The sequence below is a fragment of the Kocuria sp. CPCC 205297 genome (assembly GCF_040981035.1).
In the GTDB taxonomy this organism is placed as follows: Bacteria; Actinomycetota; Actinomycetes; order Actinomycetales; family Micrococcaceae; genus Kocuria; species Kocuria marina.
Genome location: NZ_JAVKPY010000004.1, coordinates 196,862 through 216,930 on the forward strand (window position 1 = coordinate 196,862; position 20,069 = coordinate 216,930).

At 70.2% G+C, this 20,069-nt stretch carries 17 protein-coding genes and 1 pseudogene; 16 read left to right on the forward strand and 2 right to left on the reverse strand.

Annotated elements, in window-relative coordinates; all coding sequences use genetic code 11:
• Window positions 1–109: 109 nt before the first annotated feature.
• The 3 genes and pseudogenes from RF650_RS05225 (at window position 110) to RF650_RS05235 (ending at window position 2,700) form a co-directional block, all read left to right on the forward strand.
• Window positions 110–882 (forward strand): annotated as a pseudogene (locus tag RF650_RS05225) (alpha-ketoacid dehydrogenase subunit beta).
• 10 nt (window positions 883–892) lie between these two features.
• On the forward strand, window positions 893–2,005 hold the full coding sequence (locus tag RF650_RS05230) for a dihydrolipoamide acetyltransferase family protein (RefSeq protein WP_368814278.1): 1,113 nt from the start codon (window positions 893–895) through the stop codon (window positions 2,003–2,005).
• Complete coding sequence (locus RF650_RS05235) at window positions 2,002–2,700, forward strand: peptidyl-tRNA hydrolase (protein WP_368814279.1); 699 nt, start codon at window positions 2,002–2,004, stop codon at window positions 2,698–2,700. The genes RF650_RS05230 and RF650_RS05235 overlap by 4 nt, the downstream gene beginning before the upstream one ends.
• 61 nt (window positions 2,701–2,761) lie before the next feature.
• On the opposite strand, the gene RF650_RS05240 is transcribed toward RF650_RS05235, so the two are convergent.
• Complete coding sequence (locus tag RF650_RS05240; protein WP_368814280.1) at window positions 2,762–3,319, reverse strand: hypothetical protein; 558 nt, start codon at window positions 3,317–3,319, stop codon at window positions 2,762–2,764.
• 414 nt (window positions 3,320–3,733) lie between these two features.
• Between RF650_RS05240 and ssd the strand changes: the two genes are divergently transcribed.
• From ssd to RF650_RS05275, 7 genes are all read left to right on the forward strand, one after another.
• Complete coding sequence (gene ssd / locus RF650_RS05245; RefSeq protein ID WP_368814281.1) at window positions 3,734–4,843, forward strand: septum site-determining protein Ssd; 1,110 nt, start codon at window positions 3,734–3,736, stop codon at window positions 4,841–4,843.
• Window positions 4,840–6,126, forward strand: coding sequence for a TadA family conjugal transfer-associated ATPase (locus tag RF650_RS05250; protein WP_368814282.1), 1,287 nt, complete (start codon window positions 4,840–4,842; stop codon window positions 6,124–6,126). The genes ssd and RF650_RS05250 overlap by 4 nt, the downstream gene beginning before the upstream one ends.
• Window positions 6,123–6,908, forward strand: a complete 786-nt coding sequence (locus RF650_RS05255) for a type II secretion system F family protein (RefSeq protein ID WP_064846639.1) — start codon at window positions 6,123–6,125, stop codon at window positions 6,906–6,908. Before RF650_RS05250 ends, RF650_RS05255 begins: the two co-directional genes overlap by 4 nt.
• A 380-nt stretch (window positions 6,909–7,288) precedes the next feature.
• Entirely contained in the window at window positions 7,289–7,705 is a 417-nt protein-coding gene (locus tag RF650_RS05260) for a type II secretion system F family protein (RefSeq protein ID WP_240505565.1), read from the forward strand.
• 184 nt (window positions 7,706–7,889) lie between these two features.
• Window positions 7,890–8,162: a DUF4244 domain-containing protein gene (locus RF650_RS05265; protein WP_239319101.1), complete on the forward strand. Its 273-nt coding sequence runs from the start codon at window positions 7,890–7,892 to the stop codon at window positions 8,160–8,162.
• A 373-nt stretch (window positions 8,163–8,535) separates the two neighbouring features.
• Window positions 8,536–8,895, forward strand: a complete 360-nt coding sequence (locus RF650_RS05270; RefSeq protein WP_276401456.1) for a TadE family type IV pilus minor pilin — start codon at window positions 8,536–8,538, stop codon at window positions 8,893–8,895.
• A 1-nt stretch (window position 8,896) separates the two neighbouring features.
• Window positions 8,897–9,316 (forward strand): Rv3654c family TadE-like protein, encoded by a 420-nt coding sequence (locus RF650_RS05275; protein ID WP_239319103.1) that lies wholly within the window; start codon window positions 8,897–8,899, stop codon window positions 9,314–9,316.
• Between the two features lie 128 nt (window positions 9,317–9,444).
• Here RF650_RS05275 and RF650_RS05280 read toward each other — a convergent pair whose 3' ends face one another.
• A complete protein-coding gene (locus tag RF650_RS05280; protein WP_368814312.1) occupies window positions 9,445–11,757 on the reverse strand; it encodes a DEAD/DEAH box helicase in 2,313 nt (770 codons plus the stop codon).
• A 190-nt stretch (window positions 11,758–11,947) separates the two neighbouring features.
• On the opposite strand from RF650_RS05280, the gene RF650_RS05285 reads away from it, so the two are divergent.
• The 6 genes from RF650_RS05285 to RF650_RS05310 all read left to right on the forward strand — a co-directional run bounded on the left by RF650_RS05285 (window position 11,948) and on the right by RF650_RS05310 (window position 19,704).
• Window positions 11,948–12,406 (forward strand): pyridoxamine 5'-phosphate oxidase family protein, encoded by a 459-nt coding sequence (locus tag RF650_RS05285; RefSeq protein WP_082943346.1) that lies wholly within the window; start codon window positions 11,948–11,950, stop codon window positions 12,404–12,406.
• 3 nt (window positions 12,407–12,409) lie between these two features.
• Window positions 12,410–14,305 carry a methyltransferase gene (locus RF650_RS05290; RefSeq protein ID WP_368814284.1) on the forward strand — a complete coding sequence of 632 codons (1,896 nt, stop codon included), beginning with the start codon at window positions 12,410–12,412 and terminating at the stop codon, window positions 14,303–14,305.
• Between the two features lie 10 nt (window positions 14,306–14,315).
• Window positions 14,316–14,741 carry a pyridoxamine 5'-phosphate oxidase family protein gene (locus RF650_RS05295; RefSeq protein ID WP_085106222.1) on the forward strand — a complete coding sequence of 142 codons (426 nt, stop codon included), beginning with the start codon at window positions 14,316–14,318 and terminating at the stop codon, window positions 14,739–14,741.
• A 158-nt stretch (window positions 14,742–14,899) separates the two neighbouring features.
• Complete coding sequence (gene topA, locus RF650_RS05300) at window positions 14,900–17,803, forward strand: type I DNA topoisomerase (RefSeq protein WP_368814285.1); 2,904 nt, start codon at window positions 14,900–14,902, stop codon at window positions 17,801–17,803.
• A gap of 120 nt (window positions 17,804–17,923) precedes the next feature.
• Window positions 17,924–18,904 (forward strand): Ppx/GppA family phosphatase, encoded by a 981-nt coding sequence (locus tag RF650_RS05305; RefSeq protein WP_368814286.1) that lies wholly within the window; start codon window positions 17,924–17,926, stop codon window positions 18,902–18,904.
• Complete coding sequence (locus RF650_RS05310) at window positions 18,901–19,704, forward strand: sugar phosphate isomerase/epimerase family protein (RefSeq protein ID WP_368814287.1); 804 nt, start codon at window positions 18,901–18,903, stop codon at window positions 19,702–19,704. The genes RF650_RS05305 and RF650_RS05310 overlap by 4 nt, the downstream gene beginning before the upstream one ends.
• Window positions 19,705–20,069: the final 365 nt, after the last annotated feature.

The following is a 20,069-nucleotide window of genomic DNA, read 5'->3' on the forward strand; positions in this document are numbered from 1 at the left end:
TGATGGATCCGGAACGAACGGGACCGGGTGAACCTCATCCCGTGCAGATGATCAGTCCCAGCGGCGAGCTGGGACCGCGGCCCAGGCACCCGGGGCCGAGAACACCACCATGACCCTGGCCGCTGCCATCAACCGGGGACTGCGCAAGGCCCTCGAGGACGATCCCGGGGTCGTGCTGTTCGGGGAGGACATCGGCGCGCGGGCGGGGTCTTCCTCATCACGGACGGGCTGCAGAAGGACTTCGGTGACCAGCGGGTCATCGATGCTCCCCTCGCGGAAGCGGGCATCGTGGGAACGGGCGTCGGAATGGCCATGAGCGGGCTGCGGATCATGGCGCCCGGCACCCCGCACGACGCGTACTGGGGCATCCGGGAGGCGATCGCCTCCGAGGTCCCCGTGATCTTCTTCGAACCCAAACGCCGGTACTGGATGAAGGGTGAGGTGGGGACCGACCCCGCCGCCTATGGGAGCTTCGGTCTCGCAGGCGGGGCAGTGGTTCGTCGCCTCGGCGAGGACGTGACCCTGGTGACGTACGGACCCCTGGTCACCACGGCCCTGGACGTGGCCGCGGCGGCGCAGGACGACGGCGTGTCCGTGGAGGTCGTGGACCTGCGGGTGATCAGCCCCGTGGACATCGACACCGTGGTGACCTCCGTGCGCAAGACGGGTCGTCTCGTGGTCGTCCATGAAGCGCCCACGAGTTTCGGTGTGGGCGCTGAGATCGCCGCGCGGGTCGGGGAGAAATGCTTCTACGACCTCGAGGCACCCGTGATCCGCCTGGGCGGGTTCCACACCCCGTACCCGGCGTCGCGTTCCGAGCACCACGACTTGCCCGACGTGGACAGAATCCTCGACGGGATCGACCGGGCTCTCGAGTATTGAGGAGAAGATCATGAATACAGCCCAGTTCAAGCTCCCCGACGTCGGCGGGGGCCTCACGGAAGCGGACATCCTGACCTGGAAAGTCGCCGCCGGTGACGCCGTGAAGGTCAACCAGGTGATCGTGGAGATCGAGACCGCCAAGTCGGTCGTGGAACTGCCGTGTCCCACCGTGGGATCGGTGGCGGCGCTGCTCGCCCCCGAGGGAGCCACGGTGGAGGTGGGGACGCCCATCATCGACATCGTGGCCGAGGACGCCGTGGCGGACGGGTCCACCGGTGCACCCGCTGCCCCGGCCGGTTCTGCACGGGAGTCCGGCCCCCAGACCGGCGCGCAACCCGCGGCCGATGCCGAGGGTTCCTGCGCCACCCTGGTCGGGTACGGGGCTCGGGAGGACACGAAGCGTCGCGGGCGACTCGGGCGACGTCGTGCCCTTGCGGAGCAGCGGGCGGCCGAGCCGGCGGGGCCAGCACCGTCCGGTCCTATCGGTCTCCACGAGGACGTGGGTGCCCCGCAGCGTCTTGAACCCTCGGTGCCGTCCCCCGGGGACACGCGTGCCCGCGCCACACCGCCCGTGCACAAGCGGGCCAAGGACGCCGGGGTGAATCTCGCCGCGCTGACCGGAACGGGTCCGGCCGGCGAGGTCACCCGCAGGGACCTCGCGCAGCACCTGGTAGGCACCGGTGGTCTCCCGGAGGTCGCGCCGACGGCGTCGCCCGGCGCACCGGAGGGCGACGAGACGTGGACCATCCCGTTGAAGGGCGTCCGCAAGGCCACGGCGCAGGCGATGGTGGCTTCTGCGTCCCCCGCGCCGCACGTCACCGAGTTCCTGGACGTGGACGTCACGCGCACCATGGAGCTCGTGGCGCGCAGCTGCGGTGCGGAGGGATACGCCCGGGTCAGCCCCCTGGCCGTGCTCTCGCGGGCCATGTGCTGGGTCCTGCACCGGACTCCGGAGCTCAACGCCTCGCTGCAGGGTGAGCAGATCACGGTCCCCCGCCGCGTGCACCTGGGGATCGCCACGGCCACGGACCGCGGTCTCATGGTCCCCGTGGTCCCGGACGCGCACGCGCTGTCCGTGGGCGAGCTCGCGCTGCGGACCCGTGTGGGAGACTCGGGGCCATGAGTGCCGAGCCGACTGAGACCCACGACGTCCCCTGGGCCATGCAACTGGTGGTGTACCGGGATCGTGGGCGCCCCGCACGGGAGGTGGACGTCGCGGAAGCGGCGGCGCGCGCCGTCGTGATGCTGCTGGCCGACGAACGCAGCGCCCCGGGTGGGCCATGGCACGAGGCCGTGCGGACGTGGCGGGACGTGCAGATCCGCAAACTTGTGCGGCGCGCGGACGGCAAGCGCTGGGAGGACGTGCAGGCGTTACCCGGGGTCACGGTGGCGCAGAAGGCGCCGACTACGGCAGCGGACGAGCACGGCACCGCGGCCGTGAGGGCGTTCGTGCCCGCACCCGTGCAGCCCCTGCCCAAGCAACTGCACAAGCTGCAGGTGTCCGGCACGCAATTCCCCGCCGTCGGGGCCTCCGCCACGCAGAATGCCGTGGTCACCGTGGAGGTGGCCCCGGGACTCGGGATCTCGAGCGGCAAGCTCGCGGCGCAGTGTGGGCACGCCGCGCAGCTCGCGTGGGAGGCCATGCCCGAAGCAGTGCGGGAACGCTGGCGCGTGGACGACTACCGGGTGCGCGTGGAGTTCCCCTCGCGGGATGAGTGGGGCGGGGTCCAGAGGCCGGTCACGGTCACGGACGCGGGGTTGACCGAGCTGGACGGCCCCACCGACACCACCCGGGCGTGGTGGGTGGAACCCGCCTGAGCGGCGGCTCAGCTGAGAGCCGGGCCTCATGGGGCATGCGCCGTGCCCGGTCGGGCGGTGCTCAGGCCACGCTCGTGTGCGTGCGCTCGGCCTCCCGTGCCACGCCGCGGAACAGCACGGACAGGTTTGCCTCGCTCCCGGCCAGGCCCCACAGTTCCAGGGGCATCCGAGGACGCGAGGTCGCCACGATCTGCGACGCGGTCTCCGAGACGGGTCGCAAAGCGGACCGGACGCGCGCGCCGCACGACGAGAGCGGGATTCCCACCGAGATCCGCCCGCCCTGCGCACCGAGCTCTCGCAAGCCCAGTTCCGCGTGCTGGACGCAGGCACGCTCGACTAGTCTCGGAAGTTCGGAGACGGGCACCGGTACCGTGAGTTGCCCTTGGCTACGGGCACCGCATGAGGTGATGGTGTAGTCCTTCGCCCACTCGGTCTGCGGGCGCAATGCGAAGAACCCGGGGATGATGATGACGGCCAGGAGAAGCAGAGCCACCACTATGATGCTGACCCGGCCCCAGTGGAACACCCAGAGCAGCAGGGCGAGCACCAGCAGGCAATAGAGCACATTCAGGATCAGCGCCGCGACGGCCGATGTTCGTGTCACAGGTTTGAGGTCCATCAGCTCAAGGTGGTGCTTCCCCGGACAACTGTGCACCACCGGTTACCGTTCCGTAATACTCGGCGAGCACGCACGACGGGAGGGGACCCTCCGTCCCCGCGGCGGGCGATCTGCACAGCACTCGACGCGCCGCGGCGGGTGCCCGCAACGCTGCACAGTGCGGGCCAGCGGGCGCGGAACGTGGGTGTCACCGGCCAGGTTGGTGCCATGAACACCGCATCCATCACGGCTCCCGTCGACCCTCCGGGCGCCTCGCGTCGAGCCCGCCGCGCGGCCAGTCGGTCTTACGCAGCCTTTGACAGCGGCCATGGCGATCAGGGGTGTGGCCCGCTCCCTGCCGGGCCGGTCCCCGCGGATTGCGAGTCCCCGATCGCGGCGCGCTCGCGGGCCAGCGCAGCGGGGGGACGTGCACCGATGGGAGGCGCGGCGACGGGCAGCGCGGCATCGGGCGGTGTCGCCGCGGGCGGTGCCTCGGCGGGCAGTTCGCTGGCCTGCACCGAGTTGCACGGGACCCGCGGCGTGCAGTTGCTCAGCACCACCCCTGACCTCGTGGAGGCCGTTGAGGCCGTGTGTATCGGCGCCGGGGTTGCGCTCAGGGTGACGGACGACGGTGCGGGGGCGCGAGCGGCGTCGTCGGACGTCGTGCTCGTGGATGCCGCCTGGGCCGGGGACGTCGTACCCCGCGGGGCGGTGGTCGTGGCGCTCACCGAACACGCCGACGCGTGGGACACCGCGGTGAGGTTCGGGGCGTCCGCCGTGGTGGTGTTACCGCACGCGGCCGCGTGGCTCGCGGACATGATCTCCCGCTCGTCCGATTCCGAACTGCCACGCACGACCGGGCGGGTGTACGGCGTCGTCGGCGCTACCGGGGGAGTGGGCGCGTCCACGGTGGCGTGCTGGCTCGCGGGGCACTTCGCGGCCCGGGGGGTGGACACCGCGCTCGTGGACGGTGACCCCCTGGGCGCGGGCCTCGATCTCGCGCTGGGGGAGGAAACCACCGACGGGCTGCGGTGGCCCGAGCTCAATCAGTTCTCGGGCACCGTGGCGGCCGATCAACTGTGGGCGGCCATGCCGCGCCTGGATGCCCTGCGGTACCTCTCATGGGATCGCCACGCGAGCCTAGCGCACACCGTTCCGATGGCCACGGTGATCGCCGCGCTGCGTGGCGCCGCTGCGGTCCAGGTGGTGGATCTGTGCCGCTCGGACCTCGAACGGCAAGCGCGCTGGTGCGATGCCGTGCTGGTCCTGGCTTCCCGCACCGTGCGCGGGATCCTGGCCGCGGAACACACGGTGCGGCGTTGCGCACCCGTTCCCGTGGTGAGTGCGGTGTGCGGGGTCAACGTCGCGGACGTGGATCCCCCGGTCGTGGCCGAGGCCGCCGGCGTGCCGTGCGTGGCGGCCGTGGCGTTCGACGCTGGCGTGCCCCAGCACCTCGACGATGGCACCGTCCTACGTCGCGGCCGGCGTCCCCGCCACGCGAAGGCCGTGGCGCAGATCGCCCGGGCATTGGAGGAGCTGTCATGACGGTCTCATGCACGGTGTCCCACGATCACGACGCCGCCCGGCCCGGTCCGCGCGACGCGTCGGGGTCGGAAGTAGTCGACCACACCGCAACCCGGTCCGGGCCGTGCGCCACGCCAGGGCCGGAAGCTGCCGCGCACGACGCCGCGTTCGTGGACCAGGTGCGCGAACGCCTCCTGGCCGAGGGCGGTCCGATCACCGACACCAGGATCGCCAAGGCCGTGCGGGAGACGGGCCGGGTGCTCGGGGCCGTCGGCTCCGTCCGAGCAGCGCAGCACGTCAAGGCGCAATTGACCGGGCTCGGGCCGTTGGAGCCACTACTGCCGGCAACCGGACTGAGCGACGTCTACGTCAACGGCCACGAGAACGTCTTCGTGGAGACCCACGACGGGATCCAGCGTGTCACGAGCCCGTTCACGTCCGAGGCGCACGTGCGTGCGCTCGCGGTGCGGCTCGTGACCGCGGCCGGGCGAAGGCTGGACGACGGCCACCCGTGCGTGGACGTGCAGACCGCCACCGGGCTACGGGTGCATGCCGTGATCCCGCCGGTGTCCACGTCGGGGACACTGCTGTCCATCCGTTTCCGGGCTCCGCAGCGGCTGTCGCTCGCGGATCTGGTGCACTCCGGGACCGTGCACCCGTTCCTCGCGGACGTCCTCACGGATGCCGTGGCCGCACGGGCGAATCTCATGATCAGCGGCGCCACCGGTTCCGGAAAGACCACCGTGCTGTCTGCTCTACTGTCCCAGTGCGCGCCGGGACAGCGCCTCGTGCTCGTGGAGGACGCCGCGGAGCTGAACCCCGATCATCCCCACGTGGTCGGCATGCAGTCCCGGCAGGAGAACGTGGAGGGGGCCGGTTCCGTGGACCTCACGGACCTGGTCCGGCAAGCGTTGCGGATGCGCCCTGATTGGCTCGTGGTGGGGGAATGCCGTGGCGCGGAGGTCCGCGAGTTGCTGACCGCCCTGAACACGGGGCACTCCGGTGCGGGAACCGTGCACGCGAACTCCGCGCGGGCGGTTCCGGCCCGGCTCGCCGCCCTGGGGTCCCTCGCGGGACTCAGCCGTAGCGCCGTGGACCTGCAGGCTGCCAACGCACTGGACCTCGTGGCCCACGTGAGCCGCACCCCCGCCGGACGCAGGCTGGATTCCCTGTGCACTCTCCACCTCGAGGACGGTGTGCTGAGCACCCGGCCCGCTCTGACCGTGGAGTCCGGGCATCCGGTCGAGGGGCCCGGGTGGTCACAGCTGGCACGGCTGCTGGCCCGAGGGCGTGACGCATCATGATGCTCGCGTTTCTCCTCTTCGTCCTCACCGCGGCCGCGTTGCTCGTCTGGAGCAGTGGCGGCGCGCGCGGGGGCAGCCTCGCAGTACCCGCACACCGCTCGGGTGATGACGACGCCGACGGCGGTGCCGAGCGTTCGGTGGGTACGGGCGTGTTCGCACGGTGGCGTCGTCGTGATCGTGCCGCGGAAGCGATGCAATGGGTGACCGTGGTGCGCCGACTGGCCGCGCTGCTGCAAGCGGGGCGGGCACCCGCCCGGGTGTTCGGCGAACTGCCCGCGGTCTCCACGGGCTCGGGACCCACGGGGCGGTGGATCGCCCGGATGTGCGGGGACGTCCACGCCGCCGCCCAGGTCGGGATCCCGGTGTCCGCCAGTCTGACACGCTTCGCGAGTGCTCCCGTGCCCGTGGGTGATCGTGCCCTCGCGGCCACCGCGCGGTCCGTGTGCGCCCAGCTCGCCGCGTGCTGGGAGATCTCGGAGCGTTCCGGGGCGCCCCTGGGGCGCACGCTCTCGGGCGTGGCGGAGTCCCTAGAATCGCAGCTGGACGCGCAGGCCGCCCGGGACAGTGCCCTGGCAGGACCGCGGGTCACGGTGCGGACGCTGTCGTGGCTGCCCGTGCTCGCGCTGGGGCTCGGTGTGCTCATGGGCACGGATCCGATCACCACGTTGCTGACCACGTGGTGGGGTCGGCTCGCGCTCGCGGCGGGTGCTGCCCTCAGCATCGCCGGGCGATTGTGGACCCGGGCCCTGATGCATCGCGCCGAAGTGGAGAGCGCGTCATGATCGGGGCGCTGATGGCGGGTGTTCTCGCGGGATGCGGTGTACTTGTGTGGCTTTCTCCCGGCTCGCGGCTGCGGATCCCCCGCGGACGGCGACGTTCCCCGCGTGAGCTCGGGTCGTCCCGTTCGGGGTTGAATGGTGGGTTTCATCGTCCTGGCTCAAAGGCCACGTCGACCGTTCACGGCGGATTGGCCCGGGGCGGGGACATCGGATCGACCGGGGTGAACGGGTGGTCGTCTGGGTCATCCACGACCCCGGGAGCGACCGGGGATGCTCGGAGTGTGGCGACCTGGGCAATGCCGGCGGACGCATCGCTGGGCCCCTCGGTCCGTGCAGCAACTGCGACGGCGGCGTCGATCCCCCCTCTACCCGCCGCGGCACTCGTGGAACTCACGGCATGCCAGCTTGAGACCGGATTGCCCCTCGCGGAGGCCGTGTCCGTCCTCGCGAACAGCTGCGCTGGAGCTGTCCACCAGCAGCTGGGTCGGGTTGCGGCCGCCCTGCGACTCGGGCTCCCGTGGGACGCGGCGTGGCCCGCGGATCAAGAACTGTCCCGGGACATGCGCGACTTCCGCGACGCTCTCGAGTTCACGGCCACCTCCGCCACGGCCTCGGCGTCCGTCCTGCGGGGTCAGGCGGACCTCGTGCGGCGAGCGCAGTACCGTCGCGCCGAACGGGCGGCCGAGGCGCTCGCCGTGAAGCTCGTGCTGCCGCTCGGCCTGTGCTTCCTGCCCGCGTTCATGTGCTGGGGTGTGGTCCCCGTGCTCATGAGTTTGCTGCCCAGGGTCTTCGGATCATGACCGGCCACGCGCGCCTGCACGGCGCTCACGCTGCGGGGAGGGGGAGAGGACCGCCCGCAGGATGCTGCGCCCCGATCTAGACACGTATTTGCAACCTTCCACTTGTCACGAAGGCGGGTGCGCGACACCGCTGCCATCTCACCCCTCAACACATCACGAACACCCAACGAACAGGAATACCACCATGTCCACGATCACGCTTCCCGCCTGCACCACCGCGTTCGACGATCCCACGGAGATCCCCGTGGAGGATGCGACCCAGTCGATGCCGACCGCCGAGGTGCGGCCCCGCACCGCCATCGATCCGGACGACCCGGACCTCGGGGCGTCCACGGCGGAGTACGCGGTCATCGTGCTCGCGGCCGCCGCGTTCGGCGGCGTCATGGCCGCAGTGCTGTCCTCGGACTCCGTGTCGGGCATGTTGCTCGGCATCATCCAGAAGGCCCTGGCCGTCTGAACCGCACACCCACCGGGCCCGGGCCGTGGGAGGGCCGCGTAGGACCGGCCACCCTGCGGCCCGGGCCCGGTGCCAGAACCGCATACACCCGAACCACTCCGAGCCCCCGGGCCCGCCGCGCTTCTGTTCCGGCGGACCCGCTCGTCGGAGTGGGCCACCACCACGCCGCCCGGAACTGCCACGGTCCCCAGTCACACCGTGGTTCGAACACCGTGGAGTGCCGGTGAGCGAGCGCGTGGCCGTCCGTAGAAGGAGGACTCCCATGAGAAGGTCAAGAACCGTGCCGGTGCACGATCGCGCCGAAGCCCCACCGGGACAGCCGGAGCACCCACCACGACATCCGGATGCCGGAGCGGTCACGGTGGAAACGGCCGTGATTATGCCCGGTCTCGTCCTGCTCCTGGCCGTTCTGCTCGCGGCCGCAGCTGCCGGGATGACGACCGTGCGCTACGAGGAAGCCGCCCGGGCCTCCGCGCGCGCCGCCGCACGGGGAGAAACCGCCGAGGTCGTGGAACGCACGGCGCGTGAGATCGCCGGGGACACCGCCGTCGTCCGGGTGAGCGTCGCGGACGACCGGGTCACGGTCGCGGTGAACGGCCCCGCCCCGGGGATCCTGGGGACGTGGAGTGATTGGCGCTTGCAGGCCACGGGCAGCGCGGCCGTGGACACCGCTCTCGGAACCACCGGGGGTCCGAGCGCCGGGCCGGGGACGCTTGATCATGCGAGGCCGTGACATGACGTCGGACGAGGTGCACGAGCGTCGCCGGACTCGAGCAGTGGGCGCGGGAGATCATCGCGACGAGGGGTCCGGCACGGTGCACGGTCTGACACTGGCCGTGATGCTCTGCTTTGTCCTCCTGGTGGTCCTGCTCGTCGGGCAGGCCGCGATCCTCACGCACCGTGCGGCCAAGGCGGCGGATTTGGCAGCACTCGCCGCGGCCGACGTCGCTCGCGGCCTGAGCCCCGGCGTCCCGTGCGATGTGGCTGCGCGGGTGGCCGCTGACAACGGGGCGCAGTTGTCCGAGTGCGCGGTGGTGGCCCCTGAGAACACGATCGTGGACGTCACCGCGGTGATCGAGTTGCCGCAACCCCTCGCGTCACTGGGCCCGGCCACCGGGGTGTCCCGGGCCGGACCGCCGCCGGGGGAGCCATGAGCTCCGGGAACTTCACCCCCGGAGCAGCCATCAGCCCCGCAGCAGGCGCCCGCCCCGGAGTGGTCCCCCACCTCGGAGTAGTCAGCCATTGCGGGACGGCCACCCGCCGCGTGGCAGCCGCGAGCGCATCACGGCGCGAAGGACAGCACCCCGTTGAGCAGCTTGAGCGCCCCCGCCTTGTCGAGCGGATTGTTGCGGTTGCCGCACTTGGGGGACTGCACGCACGAGGGGCAACCGGACTCGCATTCGCACTGCGCGATCGCGTCCCGGGTGGCGGTGATCCAGTGCCGGAACATGTCGTACCCGCGCTCGGAGAAGCCCGCACCGCCGGGGTGGCCGTCGTGCACGAAGATCGTGGGCAGTTCGGTGTCCACGTGCAGGGCGGTCGAGAGCCCGCCCACGTCCCACCGGTCACAGGAGGCCAACAGTGGCAGGAGCCCGATCATCGCGTGTTCCGCGGCGTGCAAGGAGCCGGGGATGTCCGGTTCCTCGATCCCCATCGCGGCCAGCTGACCCCCGGAGACCGTGAACCATGTGGCCGTGGTGGACAACTGGCGGGGCGGCAGATCCAGGGGTTCCTCACCCGCCACCTCGTTGGACGCCACCAGTTTGCGTTGATAGCTGACCACCTGGGTGGTCACGTCCACGGCCCCGCGGTGGATGCTCACAGGACCCCACTGCATCGAATCGCGCACGTCCCGCACGCGGACCTCGGTGATGTCCCGCGCGACCGTGTAGAAGTCCGGGAACGCGCGGCGCACCGCCGCCACGTGCAGTTCCTCGTCCAGTTCCTCCACCAGATAGGTTCGGCCCTGATGCACGTAGACCGCCCCCGGGTGGGCTTGGTAATGCGATTGCGGAGCGCCCATGGTGCCGAGCACCGAGCCGGTCTCCGAGTCGATGATCTGCACGGGACCGCCGTCCCCGGAACGGATCGACACCATGGTGGCGGGCTGTTCGGACCGGGTCCAGAACCACCCGCTCGGACGTCGGCGCAGGTGCCCCGCGTCCGTGAGGGAGTCGACGACGTCGCGCGCGGTGGGCCCGAACAGCTCGAGTTCGTCGGGGCGCAGGGGCAGTTCTGCGGCGGCCGCGCACAGGTGCGGTGCGAGCACGTAGGGGTTGGAGGCCTCGAACACCGTGGCCTCCACGGGGACGTCGAAGATTGCCTCGGGGTGGTTGACCAAGTAGCCGTCGAGGGGATCGTCACCGGCGATCAGTGCCGCCAAGGCGTGCTGGCCCGCCCGCCCGGCGCGGCCGATCTGCTGCAGGAAGGACGCGCGGGTGCCGGGCCACCCGGCGACCAGGACGGCGTCGAGCCCCGCGATGTCGATCCCGAGCTCGAGTGCGGACGTGCTCGCGACCCCCAGCAACCGCCCGTCCCGCAACTGCTGTTCCAGCTCGCGGCGTTCCTCCGGCAAGAATCCGGAACGGTAGGCGGCCACGCGATGACCGAGCGAGGGGTCCACCTCCTCGAGCTGCCGGTGGGCCGCCTGTGCGATGGTCTCCGCGCCGCGGCGGGAACGGATGAACGCGATCGTGCGGATCTGACGCAGCACCAGGTCGGTGAGCATGTCGGAGGCCTCGGCTGTGACCGTGCGGCGACGGGGCGCGCCGTTGTCCGAACCGCCGGGCGACTGTTCCGGCTCCCACAGCACCACGGTGCGCGAACCGTGGGGCGAGGTGTCACGGGTCACCGCCGTCACGTCCTGTTCGGACGCGCCGATGAGCTTGGCGAATGACTGCTGCGGGGACGCACTCGTGGCGGACGCCCCCACGAACACGGGGGAGGCCCCATAATGCGCCGCGACCCGGACAAGTCGGCGCAACAGGACGGCCACGTGCGAACCGAACACCCCCCGGTAGGAATGTGCCTCGTCCACGATCACGAACCGCAGCCGCCGGAAGAACCGCGACCAGCCGATGTGATGCGGCAGGATCCCGTGGTGGAGCATGTCCGGGTTGCACAGGATCACGTCGGCGTGCTCCCGGATCCAACGGCGCTCGCCGGGATCGGTGTCCCCGTCGTAGGTCGCCGCGCGCACGTCCGCGAAGCCGAGCGCACGCAGGGACGTGAGCTGGTCCGCGGCCAGGGCCTTGGTGGGCGAGATGTAGAGGGCCGTGGCCTCGTCCGGATGGTGTAGCAGGCCGGGGCGTTCGGCCACCGCGAGTTTGCCCCGGTGCACGGCGTCGAGCACGAGGGACTGGTAGACCAGGGACTTCCCCGAAGCGGTGCCCGTGGCCACGATCGCGTGTCGCGGAGCGGTCAGCGCAGCGACCTGGTGCGCGTACGGTTCATGGATACCCAGCCGTTCATATGCGCTGACCACGTCCGGGTGCAGCCATTCGGGCCAGGGCGCGTGGGTGGGTTCACGTTCCGGGATCTCGCGCACATGACGTACCTGCTCGGGGCGGGGTCCGCGTCCGAGCAGGTCCACCATCTCCTGCGAAGTCGTCACCGTGACATTGTGGCCCACACCGGGCGGGGACGACGCCGCCCGGCCACCAATGCGCGGGGCCCGCCACGCGTCGTCGGCTCCCTGCCTGTGCGGGGACCCGGTGCCGGAATCCGATGCGGGGAAGACACCGCCACCTGGCCCACGTCCCGCACCCGCATGGAATCATGGGGGTATGAGCAACGCTGAGCACCCGCACCCCATGAACATCGCCCACGAGCACGATGACGCGTCCCAGGTCCCGCCCATCACCGAGCTGAGCGAACAGGAGAGCTGGGAGCTGCTCAAGCAGGCACGCTTCGCACGGCTGGCGACTCGCGACGGCGACGAGATCGACATCACCCCGCTGAACATCGTGACCGACGGCGAGAAGATCTTCTTCCGCTCCGCCAAGGGCACCAAGGTCCTGCACCTACAACTGAACCCGAACGTGACGGTCGAGATCGACCGCGCCGCCGGTTCACAAGCGCACTCCGTGGTGGTGCGCGGCACGGCCGAGATGATCACGGACACGGACCGGATCGCGTACGTGGAAGAGCTTGGTCTGCGACCGTGGTTGGAGACGGAGAAGATCGAGTTCGTGGAGATCACGCCCACGCGCATCACGGGTCGCGCCTTCCGGTTGGGTCACTGACGGGTGGTCTCTTCCTGTCCCAACGACGCCGCTCCCGGGCCCGCGTTCAGCGTGGTCCCGGATGCCCCGCGCTCCGATGACCCGGAGCTGATCGCCCGCCTCCACGACGACCTCGTGGCCGCGGGGTTCACGGTGGACGGGGTCACGGACCTCGTGGGCGAACAGGCCATGTCCGCGTGGTCGCGGGACCAGGCGGTCCCTGCCCGTCGCGCCCTGCAACGTCGCTCGCAGGACCTCCGTTCGGTGCCGGGCGGTGCGGAAGATACTCACTCCTCACCGCGTGGCGTCGGCAACGCTGCGGATTCCGCGGGCCATGACGTCGCCGCGTTGATCACCCTCGCCGCGTTCTTCCTGCTCGGGGACCCCGTAACGGCCACATCGCTCGACGCCGCGCTGCCCTCCGTGGGCGCTTCCGGCCTGCAACGGTTGGGTCTGGTCGAGGCCGGCGTTGAGCCGGCCGATGATGCCGCCGATGCCGCCGCCGAGTCGGCCGAAGGCGCCGTCGACGCCGCTGCACGCGGGCTCCGTGAGAACTGCCCGTCCCACGCGAACCCGGACGAGAGCGCAGCGGCGGATACCCCCGCGCCCTCCGTCACAGTGCGTTCCGCGGTGGATCTGCGGCCCTACGCCACGGATTCCTCGGCCGAGCTGTACGTCGCGAGCGACCTGGGTGCGTTCCAGCGACCGGGCGTGCTGCGCCATGACCACGTGCTGGGCATCGGGGGTGCATCGCTGACCCTCGTGCAGTCCACACCGCGCCGGCCCGTGGACACCGCCCTGGATCTGGGGACCGGATGCGGGATCCAGACCTTCCACCTCTTGGCCCACGCGCGCCACGTCACGGCCACGGACATCTCCGACCGCGCCCTGGCCACCGCGCGGTTCAACCTGATCCTCAACGCCGAGGCACTGGACGTGGACCCGTGGGACTTGCCCGCCCGGGTGAGCCTGGAACGGGGGAGCCTGTTGGAGCCCGTGGCGGATCGCCGGTTCGACATGGTCGTGTCCAACCCGCCCTTCGTGATCACGCCGCGCAGCCCGGACGAACACGCCGAGGACCGCTTCACCTATCGGGACGGCGGTCTGCCGGGGGACCGGCTCGTGCGGGAATTATTGGGCGCGCTGCCCACCGTGTTGAACCCGGGGGCCACCGCGCACCTGCTCGCGAACTGGGAGATCCCGCGTGATCCGCACGAGGAGCCCTCGACCACGTGGTCCCGCGGGCCGGCGTCGTGGGTGCCGCCGGGAACCGGCGCGTGGCTCGTCCAACGTGAAGTGCAGGACCCGTGCGAGTACGCCGAGACCTGGTTGCGGGACGCGTCCCAGCAGCGCGACGTCGCCGACTACGAACGTGCCTACGCGGCCTACCTGGACGACTTCGACTCCCGGGACGTGGCCGCGGTGGGCTTCGGTATGGTGTGGTTGTACCGCCCGGGTGAGGAAACACCGGATATTGCACCGCGGATCTTCGAGACCGTCCCGCACCCGATCCAGCAACCCATCGCCCCGGCGCTCGCCGCGGAGTGGGAGCGCATGCTGCGCATGGCGCGCGACGAGGCGGACCACGGCGCTCGCGGCCCGGCAGCGGCGTCGGGCACCGATCCCGCGTGGCTCGCGCGGCACTACACCGTGGCGCAGGACGTGACCGAGGAACGCCACGGCACACCCGGGGCCCCGGACCCGGCCCTGATCCTGTTGCGGCAGGGGGCGGGACTGCGTCGGAGCGTGATCCTCTCGAGCGAGGCGGCGGGCTTCGCGGGCGTATGCGACGGCGAGCTCAGCGCGGGGCAGATCCTCACGGCCCTCGGATCGCTGCTGGGGTGGCAGGACGGCCCGGCACCCCAGCTGCTGCGTGAAATCAAAGGCCTGATCACACATGGCTTCCTGACGGAGGTGTAAGACTGAACCCATGAGCGAGAACCTGAATCCCTTCCGGGTCATGGATTCCCAGCGGGTCTGGGAGTTGTTGGGCGACATGCCGTACGGCCGCCTTGCCGTCCAGGGCGCGGGCCTCGTGGACATCTTCCCGGTCAATCACGTGGTCAATCAGCGCAAGATCTATTTCCGCACGTCACAGGGCACCAAGCTGGCCAGCCTGGTGGTGAACAACCACGTGGCGTTCGAGGTGGACAAGGTCGAGGGCACCCATGTTGAATCCGCGGTGGTCCACGGCCGGGCGCGCCGGTTGGAGACCCGGGCGGAGGTGGAGGCGGCGGAACAATTGCCGCTGACCCCATGGGCACCGAACTACAAGTTCCACTACGTGGTCCTGGAGCCGGACGACGCCACCGGACGCGAATTCACCATGGGCGAGGAACCGGATCACGACCTGTAGTGATCCAGCGTGTCGTACGCTGACGTCCCGGGCACGAAGTGAACGCGGCGCGCGGAGGAATCGAGCGCCGTCGCCCACGCCCACCGGCCGATCAGCATGAACGGCCAGCATTGAACACAGACCCGCCCCGCAACCACGGGTCATGACGAGGAGCACCTTTGGCATCCAAGGCCACCAAGAACGCCGGTACGGGCAAGAGCCTGCTGATCGTGGAGTCACCGTCCAAGGTGAAGACGATCGCGGGGTACCTGGGGGACGCCTATGAAGTGGAGTCCTCCATGGGCCACATCCGTGACCTGCCGCAGCCCTCCGAGCTGCCGACGGACATGAAGAAGGGCCCGTACGGCAAGTTCGCGGTGGACGTGGAGCACGAGTTCGACCCGTACTACGTGGTCAACCCGGACAAGAAGAAGAAGGTCACGGAGCTCAAGCGCAAGCTCAAGGACGCGGACGCCCTGTACCTGGCCACGGATGGTGATCGCGAGGGTGAGGCGATCGCGTGGCACCTGTTGCAGGTGCTCAAGCCCAAGGTCCCCGTGTACCGCTTGACGTTCCCGGAGATCACCCGGGAGGCCATCGAGCGCGGGTTCGCGCAGTTGCGGGAGATTGACCAGGACCTCGTGGACGCCCAGGAGACCCGCCGCATCCTGGACCGGCTCTACGGCTACGAGATCTCCCCGGTGCTGTGGCGCAAGGTCTCCTCGGGGCTCTCCGCCGGGCGCGTGCAGTCCGTGGCCACCCGCCTGGTGGTCCAGCGCGAACGGGAGCGGATCGCGTTCGTGCCCGCCGACTACTGGGACCTCACCGGCACCTTCTCCCGGCCCGAGGGGCAGGACACCGGGAGGGCCTTCACCGCGCGGTTGAGCTCCCTGAACGGCCGCCGCGTGGCCACCGGCAAGGACTTCACGGACCGCGGCGAGCTCAAGGCCTCCGGGCAGAACGCCCCCGCCGCGCTGGACGAGACCGTGGCCACGGCGCTCGCGGCCGGATTGCAGGACGCCGAGTTCTCGGTCCGTTCGCTCGAGACCAAGCCCTACACGCGCCGTCCCGCCGCACCGTTCACCACCTCCACGTTGCAGCAGGAGGCCGCTCGCAAGCTGCGTTTCACCTCGCGCACCACCATGCGGGTCGCGCAGCGGTTGTACGAGAACGGCTACATCACGTACATGCGTACCGACTCGGTCGCGCTGTCCGATCAGGCGGTCAACGCCGCGCGCTCGCAGGCCAAGGAGCTCTACGGCGCGGAGTTCGTCCCCGCCTCCAAGCGCGTGTACGCGTCCAAATCCAAGAACGCGCAGGAGGCCCACGAGGCCGTGCGCCCTGCGGGGGACACCTTCCGCACCCCGTCGCAGGTGCGCTCGCAGCTGTCCGTGGACGAGTTCAAGCTCTACGAGCTGATCTGGAAGCGCACCGTGGCCTCCCAGATGGAGGACGCCAAGGGCAGCACCGCGACCGTCCGCCTGGGCGCCACGGCCACCTCCGCCGCCGGTGAGCATTCCGGCGCCGACGCCGAGTTCTCGGCTTCCGGGACCGTCATCACCTTCCGGGGGTTCCTGGCCGCGTACGAGGAGGGCCGGGACGTGAACCCGGATCTCGCCCATGAGAACTCGAAGCAGTCCGAGAAGTCCGAGGACAAGCGGCTGCCCGTGATGGCCGAGGGTGACGCCCTGGACGCCTCCGAGGTCACCGCGGACGGGCACACCACCACGCCCCCCGCCCGCTACACCGAGGCCTCCCTCGTGAAGACCCTGGATGAACTGGGGATCGGGCGGCCCTCCACGTACGCCGCGACCATTTCCACGATCATGGACCGCGGTTACGTGCAGGTGCGCGGCTCGGCGTTGATCCCGTCCTGGCTCGCGTTCTCCGTGGTGCGGTTGTTGGAGGAGCATTTCTCCGACTACGTGGACTACGACTTCACGGCGGAGCTCGAGGAGGACCTGGACCGGATCGCCCGTGGCGAGGCCGAGCGGGTCAAGTGGCTCGAGGGGTTCTACTTCGGTGACACCGCCTCCGAACCAGGACTCAAGCCGCTCGTGGACGACCTCGGGGAGATCGACGCCCGTGCCGTGAACTCGATCCCCGTCACGGACGAGATCACGTTGCGCGTGGGCAAGTTCGGTCCGTACCTCGAGACCGGTGGCACGGTGGACCCGGAGACGGGGGAACTGACCGACCCGGTGCGCGCGAACGTCCCGCTGGACCTCGCCCCGGATGAGCTCACGCCCGAGAAGGCGCGGGAACTCATGGAGATCGGGAAGGCGGACGGCCGTGAGCTGGGCGTGAACCCGGACACCGGTCGGATGATCGTGGCCAAGGACGGCCGTTACGGTCCCTACGTCACGGAGGTGATCCCGGAGCCCACGCAGGAGGAATTGGACGCGATCCCCACCGAGTACTACAAGAACGGCAAGCCCAAGCCCAAGAAGGTCGAGCGGCCCAAGCCCAACACGGCATCCCTGTTCTCGTCCATGAACCTGCAGGACATCACCCTGGACGACGCCCTCAAGCTGCTGTCCCTTCCCCGGGTACTGGGTGAGGACACCGACGGTGAAACCATCACGGTGCAGAACGGGCGTTACGGCCCGTACCTGAAGAAGGGCTCCGACTCCCGGTCGATCGGTTCCGAGGACCAGATCTTCACGATCACCCTGGACGAGGCCAAGACCATTTACGCGCAGCCCAAGCAGCGCGGTCGCCAGGCCGCCAAGCCCCCGCTCGCGGATCTGGGTGCGGATCCCCTGACCGAGAAGCGCATGGTCATTAAGGAAGGCCGCTTCGGCGCGTACATCACGGACGGGGAGACCAACGTGACGGTCCCGCGTGCCGAGGCGATCGAGCAGATCACCGCGGCCCGTGCGTCCCAGTTGCTCGCCGAGAAGCGGGCGAAGGGCCCGGCGCCCGCCAAGACGACGTCGCGCTCTCGCAGCTCGGCCAAGAGCGGCACGGCCAAAAGCGGGACGGCGAAACGTTCCACGACCAAGGGTGCGGCTACCAAGAGTGGCGCGGCCAGGAAGACCACGCGCAAGACCGCCGGCGCGGGGCGTTCCGCGAGCAAGTAGGACCGGTTCGTGCGGCGGCATCCCGGCGGCGTCGTCTCCGCGGTCGTCCCGAAGCCCCGCGATCCGATCCGGCCCAACGGCCCCACCCAACGCCTCCACCCAGCGAGCGAAGGAACTCACATGCGGCTCTCCGTCCTGGACGTCGGCTCCAACACGGTGCACCTGCTCCTGCTGGACGTCTACCCGGGGTCGCGGCCGGAACCGTACTCGTCCCACAAGATGGCGCTACGGCTCGTGGACTACCAGGACGACGACGGTCGGATCACGGACGAGGGCCGTGACCTGCTCACCGGGTTCGTGGTGGAGGCGCGTGACTTTGCCGTGGAGCACCGCGCGGAGGACCTGCTTGCGTTCGCGACCTCCGCGATCCGGGAGGCCACCAACGGCAACGCCGTGCTGGACCACGTCCAGTCCACGTCCGGGGTCACGCTGACGGAACTGTCCGGGGACCAGGAGGCGGCCGTGACGTTCTCCGCGGTGCGCCGCTGGTTCGGCTGGGGCGCCGGACGCGTCCTGGATTTCGACATCGGCGGAGGGTCCTTCGAGATGGCGATCGGCACCAACGCGTTGCCCACGGTCGCCACGTCCGTCCCGCTCGGTGCGGGTCGGCTGTACCGGGCATATCTCGCGGGGTACGACGTCGCACCCCCGGCCCGCTTCAAGGCCTTGCGCAAGCACGTGCGCACCACGCTGCGTCCCGCCGTGGACCGGATCGCCGCCGGGGGACAACCGAATCTGGTCGCGGGCACGTCCAAGACGTTCCGCTCGCTCGCGCGGATCTGCGGGGCGGCGCCGTCGGGCCAGGGACCGTATGTGCAACGCGTCATGCACCTGGAGGACCTACGCTTGTGGACGCGGCGCATGGAGGCCATGACCGTGGCCGAACGCGCGGACCTGCCCGGTGTCTCCGAACACCGTGCCGCACAGGTGGTGGCCGGGGCGATCGTCGCGGAGACCGCCATGGACCTGCTCAAGGTGGAGTCGCTGCGGATCTCCCCGTGGGCCCTGCGGGAAGGACTCATCCTGCGGCGCATGGACCGGTTGCTGCGGGACTCCACGAGCTCGACCGTCGATCCCAAGGACCTGGTGACCAGCTCATGACCGACACACCCGTCTACCGCCCGCACGTGGCTCTGTCCACGAGTTCGCTGTACCCGCAGGGTGTCCCCGAGACGTTCGACGCCGCCCAACGCCTGGGCTACGACAGCGTGGAAGTGCTCGTGACCCACGAGCGCATGAGTCAGCTGACCCACCAACTGCTGGACAACATCCAGAAGTACCAGCTGCCCATCTCCACGATCCACGCGCCCACGCTGCTGTTCACGCAACAGGTGTGGGGCAAGGCGTGGACCAAGATCCAGATGGCCGCCAAGCTCACGCACCAGGTGGGCGCGGAAGTCGTGGTGGCCCACCCGCCGTTCCGGTGGCAGCGCAAGTACGCGCGCAACTTCGCGGCCGGTGTGCGTGAGGTCTCCCGGATGACCGACACCAAGATCTCCGTGGAGAACATGTACCCGTGGCGCGTGGGCGGGCGTGAGGCTGTCGTCTACTCGCCGCATTACAGCCCCCTGGGTCAGGACTACGACTGGGTCACGTGGGACTTCTCCCACGCGGCCACCGCCAAGATGGATTCGCTCGCGGCCGTCAAGGAACTCGGTTCCCGGTTGGGCCACGTGCACCTCACGGACGGTTCAGGTCAGACCATGGCGGACGAGCACCTCCTGCCGGGGCGGGGCGTACAACCGGTCGCCGAGACCCTCGAGTACCTGCGTGATCAGCGCTGGCAGGGTGTGGTGGGGGTCGAGGTCTCTACACGCAAGACCAAGGACGCGGACGAGCGGGACGAGTGGCTCGCCGAAGCCCTGTCTTTCGCGCGCCGCCACATGACGGTGGAGGGCTAGCCCGCCGGACCCCGGACCCGGCGCACCGCGGCGGGCCGTTGCCGCCACCCCTTCCGCCTCACACCGCCTTGCACCGCCACCCGTCCAGGGTGGCGCGCACGTCTGCGCTGCGATACGCACGGTTTCGGCCCCGAATCCGCGCGTTCTGCAGCGAGGATGTCCCGGGCCGCACCGGCGTGGGAGCGGGCTGAGGTTGGCGCCTCCGCCCGGTCACCAGGGGCGGATACACACAAGTCCCGGAACAGCCGCCTGGACACGGGATCCGTGTCTTTTCGGGCCATGAATGTTCGCAGCCGCGGGGCGCGGTGCTTCCCTTGCCCCGTATGGAGTGCTCCCCGCCGACCCCCACGGCACGGAGTCCCATC

What these genes read in the sequence shown, in the direction of transcription:
- RF650_RS05230 (WP_368814278.1), top strand. Translation starts at nt 893, where the DNA reads ATGAATACAGCCCAGTTCAAGCTCCCCGACGTCGGCGGGGGCCTCACG.
- RF650_RS05235 (WP_368814279.1), top strand. Translation starts at nt 2,002, where the DNA reads ATGAGTGCCGAGCCGACTGAGACCCACGACGTCCCCTGGGCCATGCAA.
- RF650_RS05240 (WP_368814280.1), bottom strand. Translation starts at nt 3,319, where the DNA reads ATGGACCTCAAACCTGTGACACGAACATCGGCCGTCGCGGCGCTGATC.
- ssd (WP_368814281.1), top strand. Translation starts at nt 3,734, where the DNA reads ATGGGAGGCGCGGCGACGGGCAGCGCGGCATCGGGCGGTGTCGCCGCG.
- RF650_RS05250 (WP_368814282.1), top strand. Translation starts at nt 4,840, where the DNA reads ATGACGGTCTCATGCACGGTGTCCCACGATCACGACGCCGCCCGGCCC.
- RF650_RS05255 (WP_064846639.1), top strand. Translation starts at nt 6,123, where the DNA reads ATGATGCTCGCGTTTCTCCTCTTCGTCCTCACCGCGGCCGCGTTGCTC.
- RF650_RS05265 (WP_239319101.1), top strand. Translation starts at nt 7,890, where the DNA reads ATGTCCACGATCACGCTTCCCGCCTGCACCACCGCGTTCGACGATCCC.
- RF650_RS05275 (WP_239319103.1), top strand. Translation starts at nt 8,897, where the DNA reads ATGACGTCGGACGAGGTGCACGAGCGTCGCCGGACTCGAGCAGTGGGC.
- RF650_RS05280 (WP_368814312.1), bottom strand. Translation starts at nt 11,757, where the DNA reads ATGGTGGACCTGCTCGGACGCGGACCCCGCCCCGAGCAGGTACGTCAT.
- RF650_RS05285 (WP_082943346.1), top strand. Translation starts at nt 11,948, where the DNA reads ATGAGCAACGCTGAGCACCCGCACCCCATGAACATCGCCCACGAGCAC.
- RF650_RS05295 (WP_085106222.1), top strand. Translation starts at nt 14,316, where the DNA reads ATGAGCGAGAACCTGAATCCCTTCCGGGTCATGGATTCCCAGCGGGTC.
- RF650_RS05305 (WP_368814286.1), top strand. Translation starts at nt 17,924, where the DNA reads ATGCGGCTCTCCGTCCTGGACGTCGGCTCCAACACGGTGCACCTGCTC.
- RF650_RS05310 (WP_368814287.1), top strand. Translation starts at nt 18,901, where the DNA reads ATGACCGACACACCCGTCTACCGCCCGCACGTGGCTCTGTCCACGAGT.